The sequence below is a fragment of the Moritella viscosa genome (genome assembly GCF_900120065.1).
Taxonomy (GTDB): domain Bacteria; phylum Pseudomonadota; class Gammaproteobacteria; order Enterobacterales; family Moritellaceae; genus Moritella; species Moritella viscosa.
Genome location: NZ_FPLG01000095.1, coordinates 1 through 10,774, shown reverse-complemented (window position 1 = coordinate 10,774; position 10,774 = coordinate 1). Strand labels below are relative to the sequence as shown.

The following is a 10,774-nucleotide window of genomic DNA, read 5'->3' as shown; positions in this document are numbered from 1 at the left end:
AGGACGTTTAAAAAGTAACCTAAGTTATTTTAAACACCTAATCTGAACGACTGTTGCCGTGTCAGTGAGGTCGCATTATAGAGATCTAGCTTTACATGGCAAGCCTTTATTAACAAAACATGTAACCAGATAAAGAGATGCTCAGATAACAGTCAAAAAGACCAAATCAACGACCAAACAGCTCGATAAATAACATCCAATCTATGGTTACAATAGCCATCACTCCATATATCGATTATTTTATCCCTACATTTATTTCATAATGAAACTATCATGTCTTTACCTATCGAATATGTCCGCTTAAATCTATTAGTAGCAGAAAAAACCAAACGCCAACGACAATACAAAGCTCAACTCCTTATAATGCGCAGTGGCGATATCAACATTCGTTTAGGTAAAACACTTATCACACTCAATCAATCACAATCTATATGGTTACCGCACGACTGCTTGTATTCACTAGAATCAATAACGACCAGTCAGATTGATATATTATCGTTTTCAGCTCGAGTAACAATTGGTTTACCAACCCGCTTATATCAACGTACAACGCCTTCATTATTACCTTTATTAATAGATGAACTCACAACGATAGATAACACCAGTGTTCCGGCTCAACATTTATTTCAAGTATGCTTAGATCTGGCTCATAAATTAACAGAGCATGATTAAGCTAATATTCTTTTATGGGTAAATTGCGTATAATTAATTTTTCCATTATTTAAATCAATTATGTTTATTTTTAAATGCGAAGGTTTTAATCAAGAGCAAGCAACGATTCAAGTTACATCGTTACTGTGGACAGAATCAGGCGAAGTAACCTTTAGCGCTACTGATGATGACTTTGCCTGCTTACTACTAACACAGTGTAAAAGTGATACAGGTGGTTTTTTCAACCTACTCGCAGGTTGTAAGCCTTTGTTAATAGAACAATGGCTAGAATATTTAGAAGAAAAACAGTTAATCAAAAAAGTATCGCTAGAACAAGTCGATTATAAAGAAGCGGAATACCCGCTCAAACTCGCCTTTGATGATGAACATGCCAGTACATTACTTGATATGCTATACAAAATAGGTAATTTCAATCGTTTACAAGTTTCTCGCTATTTAAAGAATAGAAACAACATTACCTACCTATCAACCAAGTATGATAAAAAAGATTTACAACGTTATCAGCAGCTTGGTAAAGCAATTAATTTTATTCTCAGACTAAAGAAATAGTGCAAAAAATCATAACGAGTGTGCCTAAGTCTCCATACTTACTAATACTTATCAGCCACTTACCTTATGCAGCACTAAAGTGTGATAGTTAATGACTTTAAACCATGGCCAATGGTGTTAATATTATTACTTATTAACGACAATCGAAATAACACAAGGAAGTGGTGTTTTATGAAGAAGTTACTTGCATATATTGTGCTGAGTACTGGTCTATATGGATGTCAATCGACACCTAACTACAAATACCAGCCCACCAAACTAGATAATATGGCTATCGTACGTTATCAAACAATGGCAGATAATTATCAACATCTGAAATTTGATCGCTATAACTCTATTCTGACAGTCATTTACCAACTGCCAGCCAACAATCTCATCTGGCAACAAGATCAAATAGAAAAACAAACGCATAATACGTTATGTGAAAATAAAAATAGTACCATTTATCGATTGGCGCACAAAGATCATGTAGGCGTGACATTTGAGTATAAGGGCCAAGGGGGAAAAACATTAGGCCCTTGGGCTACAGATATCTGTGAATAAAACGGATATAGGTAATTGGTGTTCAATAACACTAAACACCAGTTATCTATTATGCGGCTGTAAGGTTTTTAATCACTTCTATTTGATTTACTGCATTTAATAATGCCGTTAGTGACGCAGTTAAAATATCACTGTTAACCGCAACCCCAATAACAGATTGTGTTGCAGTTTTCACTTGTAAATAAGCTATTGCATCGGCATCTGCACCTTTACTTAATGCATGTTCACTAAAGTTAACCACATCAAATTCAATATTAAAATGCTGTTTTAGTGCTTGCATAAAGGCAGTTAAAGCTCCATTCCCCTCACCTGTAATTGCTGTTAATTCGCCAGCATTTTTAAGTTGAGCCTGTATTTTATCTATATTGCCATGACTAACGTTATATTCCATTAACTTATAAACGTCATCACTACTTGCATAAGTTGATTTAAATAGTTGCCATATTTGCGGGATCATCAACTCACTAGCAGTTTCTTCCGATTTTTTTTGTACCACACTAGAGAATTCAACCTGTAACCAACGAGGTAACTGCACGCCATATTCTTGTTCAAGTAAATAAGCAATACCACCTTTACCCGACTGGCTATTAACACGAATTACATGTTTTAACGTCCGATTTAAATCTGTTGGGTCAATAGGTAAATAAGCCACATTCCAACTATCTTCAGGTTTTCTACGGTCTAGGCATTTTTTAATCGCATCCTGATGACTTCCTGAAAAAGCGGTATACACTAATTCACCAACATAAGGGTGGCGAGGATGAACTGGTAGCTTGGTGCATTCAGTTATAGTCGTAATAATATTATCAATATCGCCGAGGTTAAGTTTAGGGTTTATGCCTTGACTATAAAGGTTCATAGCCATCGTAATAATATCCATATTACCAGTACGTTCACCATTACCTAATAAGGTACCTTCCACGCGGTCGGCTCCCGCCATCACAGCAAGTTCAGCGGCCGCAACAGCACAACCACGATCGTTGTGAGTATGTACGCTAACGGTAATAGCCTCTCGACCCTGCACGTGATCACAGAACCATTCGACCTGATCTGCAAACACGTTAGGCGTCGACATTTCAACCGTTGCTGGTAAGTTAATAATGACAGGATTTTCTGGTGTTGGCTGCCAAACTGCATTGACCGCATCACAAATATCAACAGCAAAATCCAATTCTGTACCCGAGAAACTTTCCGGTGAATATTCAAACTGCCAGCAAGGCCCAGGATTCGTATCAGCATGCTGTTTCACCCATGTAGCCCCTTGCACGGCGATATCAATTATACCTTGACGATCTTTTTGAAAGACAAGCTCTCTTTGTACTGTCGACGTGGAATTATAGACGTGGATAATCGCCTGTTTCACACCTTTTAGTGCCTCGAATGTTTTTTCGATAAGACTTTCACGCGCTTGGGTTAGAACTTGAATCGTCACATCGTCTGGAATCTTATTTTCTTCAATTAACCAGCGGACAAAGTCAAAATCCATTTTCGATGCAGCAGGAAAACCAACTTCGATTTGTTTAAAACCCATTGCCAATAAAAGTTGGTAATAACGGCGCTTTTGCGCAACAGTCATAGGCTCAACAAGCGCTTGATTTCCATCGCGTAAATCAACACTACACCATTGTGGAGCTTGAGTAATACTCTTATTAGGCCATTTTCGATTAGGCATATTTAGGATCGGGAAGGATTGGTATTTACTATGGTTAAATGTAGTCATATTAAAGTCCTTTTACATATTTACAGTCACATCATCAATGATAAATTAGCGATCATCTCGCTTGGTAAACTAGCAACTAAGCACCACACTCAAGGCTTAATTACTGTATCCAAGTCGCATATGTAATAAAGATCTAAATTGTTTATCAACCATCACCGACACCAATATTTTTTACCCAAAGTTTATAATTAAAGTATACGTAAAAAGATGCAGATAATGATTGTTTTGTTTGTATGAATTACGCCAAATGAAGCAATTAATAACTAAAATATAAAACAATCAAGCTATATTTAACCAACTTTAGTTTTAAAAGTGCAATTTAAAGTTTAAATTCTATTACTTACCTCAGGAATGAGACAATCGCATAATGCCTCCTCCAATTTTTGCCAAGGTAACTCAATCATGCTAATTAATTCGATTTTGCTCGTTTCCAACTCACTGATAGGCATAAAGTCACATTCGCCATTAACACTATTTATCGAAAAACAGCCTTGTTCAGTCTTAATCACAGCTTTCAAACGCACCACTTCCAAAGGCTCTAACAATGTCGCTAGTGCCATTAAATTAAATATCTGTTGCGAATTGAAAATCCAGCCATAACTAAATAAACCCTGTCCTTCTCCATGATTACGTTCAAAACGCAAATCGGTATCGAGCGCTAACAACTCTTTTTCATGATGGTGATGTGCATGGCTATGCTTTAGATGCGCAGATAAATGTTGAGACCGGCGTCCATAATCAAGTGGCAACGCGAGGCTATCAATTGAAAGTTCACCGTGATGCGTCCAGACCACTGATTTTTTAGCTGGTAATAATTGCGCAGAAAAGTCCATGAAACGGCGCTTATCTTCACTATTGAGTTGCTCAGTTTTATTCGCCACAAGTACATCAGCCAAGCTGATTTGATCTTGAAAGTGATTATTTTCAACATATTTACGATCATTAAGATGTATAGGGTCAACCAAGCAAATAGTTGCGTTGAGCGCTAAAACATCACAGTAAAATTCACCAGATAGATCTTTAATTACTTGCTGTAAATGCCCAAGGCCTGTTGGCTCAATCAAGATACGATCAGGCTTGGTTTTACTGATTAACATATTCAATCCCATTTTCATAGGTAGTCCGGCTACACAGCAAAGACAACCTCCAGGGATTTCTTTGACAATAATACGCTGTTCTTGATTGTCTAACGTTTCAGTAAATGCAGATAATAAAGTGCCATCAATACCAATCTGACCAAACTCGTTAACCAATATCCCCCACACTTCACCTTCCGGTTTTTGCTTAAGTAACTGTTGGATAGCGGTTGTTTTACCAACACCAAGAAAACCAGTAATAATATTGGTCGGTATTTTATCTACTTGTTTCGACATTAAACGTCCTATGTATAATTACGGCGATCAAAAAATCACATTGAAACATCATAATAGATAAGGCATTTTTATAAAATAGGCAAGGATATGAAAATAGTAATTAAGAAAAGTAGCCAGTAAAAGGACAAAAGCGATAAGCTTAATATTACGAGATAAATATAACCGTGAATAACAGCTGACTACTCACGGTTATTAAATAAATAACCAAGTGATTAATCAATCAGTTCGTCATCATTCCAATCGTCATCATCATAATTACCACTTGCTAATGCCGCCTGTTCAATCACTTGCGCATAAGCGACAATAAAATCAGGCATCATCTCTAATATGGTATGCGTAAATGTTTCCCATTCACTTTGTTGTAATTGTGCAATTTGCTGCGCAGTACCAGCACAGGAAAAATAACTTAAGCACAGATACGCCATTTGCAATGCTTGATGCATTTCACTGTCGTCAGCCAGTGAGCTAACTAAACTTTCATAATAAAAAGCAGCACCAATCGCAAAACCAATCGACCAATCATTTAATGCTTCACCGGAGTTAAAGTTGTCTGCAAAATTAGTAGTCTCGATACACTCGGTTGGTAATTTAGCACCCGTTTCATAGACCTGTTCACTGATCTCGTTATAAACAGAGATAATCGCGAATAGTTTATCATCCGTGATATTTTGTGGTGCTGCACCGCCAAAGATCATATCCATCCAATCTTCAGTTTCTATTGGCTCAGGAGCAGCAACTAAACCAAAGAAAAAACCTTTCATTGCAATTAATGATAATGTTTCTTTTGGTGTTTCGTCACCAGATAGCCAATCTGATAATAATATTTCATCTTCGCGTGATAATGCTGAACCAGTCATATAAAACCTTTTCTTTCACAAATTTTTTGTCGTGTTATTGAGTGCTTAGTTTACTGGAAAGTAGGCAACAGTGATATTTATTCAATAGAAAGCTGATCTAAAATAGCGCATTCTGAAGAGTTATCGCCCTTACAAGAAGATGCTAATGATAATAGCGTGCTGTGCATGCCTTGTAATATTGCAATACGCGCTTCAATGTCGGTGATTTTATCTAACGTTAATGCCTTTACCTGGGCCGCTGTACGCTCTTCACTTTTATAGAGGTGTACTAATTCTTTACATTCTTCAAGATTAAACCCTGCATCTCGCGCTCGCTTCACAAAATTTAACTCATCAATAATGCGTTTATTATAATAACGATAACCATTATCCCCCCGTATCGGTTCAGAGGTTAAAGCAATACTTTCATAATAACGGATCGTTTTTGTTGATAAACCAACTTCTTTTGCTACTGAACTAATATTTTTCATCATATAACCTGCTACTTTACTGTTTCAAGGCAATCAAAATGGTGCAATCGATAATGCTTCAATATATTTATTAGCGAACAAACTTAGGCTGCCAACGCTTAATCAGTAGTGAATTAGACAATACAGCAATACTGCTAAATGCCATTGCCGCGCCAGCGATCTCAGGACTTAAATAGCCAGCGGCTGCCAACGGGATCCCGATAAGGTTGAAAATAAATGCCCAAAATAAATTTTGTTGGATCGTACGCCAAGTTATTTTCGAGATATCCATTGCTGCTGATACTAAGCGAGGATCATTTCTTAATAGCGTTATATTGGCAGTTTCCATCGCGACGTCCGAGCCAGACCCCATCGCAATGCTAATATCCGCCTGAGCCAATGCAGGCGCATCATTAATTCCGTCACCAACCATGGCAACTGTTTTTCCAAATAGTTGTCGGTCTTGGATGTAACTTGATTTGTTTTCAGGTTTTACCTGCGCATAATAGTGATCTATTTTTAGTGCTTCAGCAATTTTTTCTACCGCCATCGCATTATCACCACTCAGCATTATCGTATTAATTCCAGCTTGTTGTAACAATGTAATCGCAGCCCTACTTTCAACACGTAAGGTATCAGCTATAAAAACTAAACCAACAAGATGACCCTCTATTGCAATCCACATTTCTGAACCGGTATGTTCACTTAATTCAACAAGTAACGAATCACCAGCTTTAGTGCTAACGTCCTCTGCGAGCATTAATTCGCGATTACCAATCAAAACTTTGTCTTCTTCAACATACCCCTTGATACCATAGCCGATGATAGTTTCAACTTGAGAGGCGGGTAATAATTTAAGTCGCTTGTCTTGTGCATAACTGATAATCGATTTTGCTAACGGATGTTCACTAAACTGTTGAACTGCCGCAGCACAGCTAATTAAAATATTTTCATCATAATCAAAGCAATGTACATCGGTAACCTTGGGTTTACCCTGTGTTAACGTGCCAGTTTTATCCAACATTACATCGGTAATTTTATGTGCTTTTTGCAAGGTATCTATATCTTTAATTAAAATACCTTGTCGTGCAGCAGATCCGGTCCCAGTAACTAATGCTGCCGGCGTTGCAAGACCCAAAGCACAAGGACAGGCAATAACTAATACCGCTACAGCAGAAATTAAACCATTTTCAAAGTCATCAAAGCCAAAATACCAGACTAAAAATGTCAGCGTAGCTATACCCAACACAGCCGGAACAAAAATATTACTTATCTTATCAACTAATTGCTGAAAGGGAGCCTTACCCATTTGGGCTGTTTCAACAAGAGAGATAATTTTATTTAAGCTGGAATCTTTACCAACTGCATTTACCTTTAACAGTAAAACGCCAGTACCATTAATAGAACCACCAATAAGAGTTTGTCCAAGCAGTTTTAATACCGGCAAACTCTCCCCAGTGATCATAGATTCATCTAATTCACTTTGACCTTCAATAATGACGCCGTCTACCGGTACTTTTTCACCCGCAAGAACCCTAACTTCATCCCCAATGACGACGTCTTCAATAGGGAGCTTTAGCCATTCATCTCCACGTTTTACGTTAGCCACTTCAGGCCTTAACATCATCAGAGCATAAATAGCCGAAGACGTATTTTGTTTCGCATTCTCTTCTAAGTATTTCCCAAGACTTATTAAAGTAATAACAACCGCACTGGCTTCAAAATACAGCGCACCTTGTGCACTTTCACCTATCGTTAAAAATAAATATAAACTATAGAAATAAGCAGCACTGGTACCTGTAGCAACAAGAACATCCATGTTTGCACTACCATTTTTTAATGAATTATATGCACCTAAATAATAACGACGACCAATAATAAATTGGATAGGTGTGGCTAATAATAATTGCAGCCACACAGGAACGAGGAAGTTAATATCACTAACAAACATAGTTAGCATGCCAGCAACTAGAGGCAAGGTTAATAAAGCAGAGATGATCACAAATAGCAGCTGCTGCTTATTTTTTCTTTTGAATTCGACTTCTCTGGCCAATAAATTTTCTGTTTGTGACACCATACTCCCGCGATTAACAGTCGCGTTATAGCCTAGGTGAATGATCAAGTTAATAATATCCGCAGGAAGGACTGCACCAGAAAAATACGTTACGGTTATTTTCTCGCTCGCAAAGTTAGCATCAACGCTTAAAATGTGCTTGTTTACTAATAATTTAGATACGGTTTTTGCCGCGCAATTAGCACAAGACCAACCTCCGACAGAGAGTGATAATGATTCGGTATGATAGTAATATTTTTTATCATCTAAAATCGCTTTAACAGTATGACTTGTTGCGGTATCAGTTATATATATCTGTGCACTCTCAAGCGCAAAATTAACGCTAGCTTGAATACCGTTTTCAGCATTTAGCGCGGCCTCTAATTTTGATGCACAGCCCGCACATGACATACCATCGATAGCAATTGAAACTGTTTTAGACATAACGAAAAAACCCGATTAGTGATAATATAAGTAGAATATAACCTTTACCCTTAGTGTAAGGTCAAGGCGTTAATTTCGCGATTTATTATTCAAGAGTTTTGTAACATCTCGTAAAAACGCGATATCCCTAGCATTAACAACAATATTTTTGTGAATAATAATCATCATGTAAGAAAATTACTTATATAATTAGAGTACAGCTGAATGAAGCGCCTTAAAACATCTTCACCTGTCTGATATGTAGATTAATTACCAAATTCCATTTAGTAAAAGTGAAAAATAAAATCATGAATCCAACAGAAACGAATGCTTGGCACGCCTTACAAGCGCACTATTTAGACATGCAAAAAACAAATATCAGTACTTTGTTTGCAAATGACACTAATAGATTCGAACAATTCTCAAAGCAATTCAATAATGATATTTTATGCGACTTCTCTAAGAATATAATCACCCAATGCACACTGAAAAAATTAACCGCACTTGCACATGAGATGGATTTACCCGCAGCTATTAATGCGATGGTGTCAGGTGAACAAATCAACCAAACTGAAAAAAGAGCAGTATTACACACCGCACTTAGAAATCGCAGTAATGCACCAGTAATGGTTGATGGCGAAAATATAATGCCAGCTATAAATGCGGTCCTAATTCAAATGAAAGCATTTTGTCAGGACATCATTAGTGGAAATTGGAAAGGATATACAGGTAAATCAATTACAGATATCGTCAATATCGGTATTGGTGGTTCTGACTTAGGTCCTTATATGGTTACAGAAGCATTAAAACCATATAAAAATCATCTAAACATGCACTTTGTTTCAAATGTTGACGGTACCCATATAGCAGAAACATTAAAAGGCTTAAATCCTGAAACAACATTATTTTTAATTGCATCCAAAACATTTACGACACAAGAAACGATGACGAATGCACACAGTGCACGATCATGGTTCTTGGCGAATGCTGAAAGTGAAGAGCATGTTGCATCTCACTTTGCAGCATTATCAACAAATGCGGTCGCTGTTCAAGCGTTTGGTATCGATACCAAAAATATGTTCGAGTTTTGGGATTGGGTTGGCGGTCGCTATTCACTTTGGTCAGCAATTGGTTTATCGATTGCACTGAGTATTGGCTTCGATAATTTCGAAGAGTTACTCAGCGGTGCACATGAAATGGATAAGCATTTTATTGAAACACCGTTGGAAGATAATATCCCAGTTATTTTGGCATTAATTGGGGTTTGGTATAACAACTTTTTCGGTGCTGAAAGCGAAGCTATTTTACCTTACGATCAGTATATGCATCGTTTTGCTGCTTATTTCCAGCAAGGTAATATGGAATCAAATGGTAAGAGTGTTGATCGTGATGGCAAAGCCGTTGATTATCAAACAGGTCCTATTATCTGGGGTGAACCAGGGACAAACGGTCAACATGCTTTCTATCAATTAATCCACCAAGGCACAAAACTTATCCCATGTGATTTTATTGCGCCAGCACAATCACATAATAAGATCTCAGATCATCATGTAAAACTAATGTCGAACTTCTTTGCACAGACAGAAGCGTTGGCGTTCGGTAAATCAAAACAAACAGTGATTGATGAATTAACAAATTCAGGTATGTCAGAAGCAGATATTGTCACACTAGCTGAGTTTAAAACGTTTACAGGCAATAACCCAACCAACTCTATTTTATTCAAACAACTGACACCTAAAACACTTGGTTCGTTGTTAGCCATGTATGAACATAAGATCTTCACACAAGGTATTATATGGAATATTTTTAGTTTTGATCAATGGGGTGTTGAACTAGGTAAGCAATTAGCCAATCAAATTTTACCAGAATTAAATGATGATCAATTAATTGATAGTCATGATAGTTCTACAAATGGTTTAATTAATACATTCAAGGCATGGCGCTAATCCATTAACGATAAAGATATTACGCTCTACTTAGCCTAATAAAAATGCACAAAACCAGCCCACGGCTGGTTTTTTATTGTCTATCTCTGGGCTTAATTCAAGCCAGCGTAAAATTTGTAATTTAACATAAGCAATATCCTTATCTTTAAATTACAGACACAAAAAAATCGATATCATTACTGATATCGG

At 37.1% G+C, this 10,774-nt stretch carries 9 protein-coding genes; 4 read left to right on the top strand and 5 right to left on the bottom strand.

Annotated features, from left to right (window positions below; translation table 11 throughout):
• Positions 1-273 precede the first annotated feature (273 nt).
• The 3 genes from BT797_RS13815 to BT797_RS13805 all read left to right on the top strand — a co-directional run bounded on the left by BT797_RS13815 (position 274) and on the right by BT797_RS13805 (position 1,764).
• A complete protein-coding gene (locus BT797_RS13815) occupies positions 274-672 on the top strand; it encodes a hypothetical protein (protein ID WP_045108526.1) in 399 nt (132 codons plus the stop codon).
• A gap of 60 nt (positions 673-732) precedes the next feature.
• Positions 733-1,221, top strand: coding sequence for a hypothetical protein (locus BT797_RS13810; RefSeq protein WP_045108525.1), 489 nt, complete (start codon positions 733-735; stop codon positions 1,219-1,221).
• A 171-nt stretch (positions 1,222-1,392) separates the two neighbouring features.
• Positions 1,393-1,764 carry a hypothetical protein gene (locus BT797_RS13805; protein ID WP_075472438.1) on the top strand — a complete coding sequence of 124 codons (372 nt, stop codon included), beginning with the start codon at positions 1,393-1,395 and terminating at the stop codon, positions 1,762-1,764.
• A gap of 49 nt (positions 1,765-1,813) precedes the next feature.
• Here BT797_RS13805 and leuA read toward each other — a convergent pair whose 3' ends face one another.
• From leuA to BT797_RS13780, 5 genes are all read right to left on the bottom strand, one after another.
• Positions 1,814-3,484 carry a 2-isopropylmalate synthase gene (gene leuA, locus BT797_RS13800; RefSeq protein WP_075472436.1) on the bottom strand — a complete coding sequence of 557 codons (1,671 nt, stop codon included), beginning with the start codon at positions 3,482-3,484 and terminating at the stop codon, positions 1,814-1,816.
• A gap of 326 nt (positions 3,485-3,810) precedes the next feature.
• Positions 3,811-4,857: a CobW family GTP-binding protein gene (locus tag BT797_RS13795; protein ID WP_045108522.1), complete on the bottom strand. Its 1,047-nt coding sequence runs from the start codon at positions 4,855-4,857 to the stop codon at positions 3,811-3,813.
• 212 nt (positions 4,858-5,069) lie between these two features.
• On the bottom strand, positions 5,070-5,714 hold the full coding sequence (locus tag BT797_RS13790; RefSeq protein ID WP_045108521.1) for a UPF0149 family protein: 645 nt from the start codon (positions 5,712-5,714) through the stop codon (positions 5,070-5,072).
• 77 nt (positions 5,715-5,791) lie between these two features.
• Positions 5,792-6,187 (bottom strand): Cu(I)-responsive transcriptional regulator, encoded by a 396-nt coding sequence (cueR, locus tag BT797_RS13785; RefSeq protein WP_244534196.1) that lies wholly within the window; start codon positions 6,185-6,187, stop codon positions 5,792-5,794.
• 67 nt (positions 6,188-6,254) lie between these two features.
• Positions 6,255-8,660 carry a heavy metal translocating P-type ATPase gene (locus tag BT797_RS13780; protein ID WP_075472432.1) on the bottom strand — a complete coding sequence of 802 codons (2,406 nt, stop codon included), beginning with the start codon at positions 8,658-8,660 and terminating at the stop codon, positions 6,255-6,257.
• A gap of 287 nt (positions 8,661-8,947) precedes the next feature.
• Between BT797_RS13780 and pgi the strand changes: the two genes are divergently transcribed.
• Positions 8,948-10,585: a glucose-6-phosphate isomerase gene (gene pgi / locus BT797_RS13775; protein WP_075472430.1), complete on the top strand. Its 1,638-nt coding sequence runs from the start codon at positions 8,948-8,950 to the stop codon at positions 10,583-10,585.
• Positions 10,586-10,774: the final 189 nt, after the last annotated feature.

What these genes read in the sequence shown, in the direction of transcription:
- BT797_RS13815 (WP_045108526.1), top strand. Translation starts at nt 274, where the DNA reads ATGTCTTTACCTATCGAATATGTCCGCTTAAATCTATTAGTAGCAGAA.
- BT797_RS13810 (WP_045108525.1), top strand. Translation starts at nt 733, where the DNA reads ATGTTTATTTTTAAATGCGAAGGTTTTAATCAAGAGCAAGCAACGATT.
- BT797_RS13805 (WP_075472438.1), top strand. Translation starts at nt 1,393, where the DNA reads ATGAAGAAGTTACTTGCATATATTGTGCTGAGTACTGGTCTATATGGA.
- leuA (WP_075472436.1), bottom strand. Translation starts at nt 3,484, where the DNA reads ATGACTACATTTAACCATAGTAAATACCAATCCTTCCCGATCCTAAAT.
- BT797_RS13795 (WP_045108522.1), bottom strand. Translation starts at nt 4,857, where the DNA reads ATGTCGAAACAAGTAGATAAAATACCGACCAATATTATTACTGGTTTT.
- BT797_RS13790 (WP_045108521.1), bottom strand. Translation starts at nt 5,714, where the DNA reads ATGACTGGTTCAGCATTATCACGCGAAGATGAAATATTATTATCAGAT.
- cueR (WP_244534196.1), bottom strand. Translation starts at nt 6,187, where the DNA reads ATGATGAAAAATATTAGTTCAGTAGCAAAAGAAGTTGGTTTATCAACA.
- BT797_RS13780 (WP_075472432.1), bottom strand. Translation starts at nt 8,660, where the DNA reads ATGTCTAAAACAGTTTCAATTGCTATCGATGGTATGTCATGTGCGGGC.
- pgi (WP_075472430.1), top strand. Translation starts at nt 8,948, where the DNA reads ATGAATCCAACAGAAACGAATGCTTGGCACGCCTTACAAGCGCACTAT.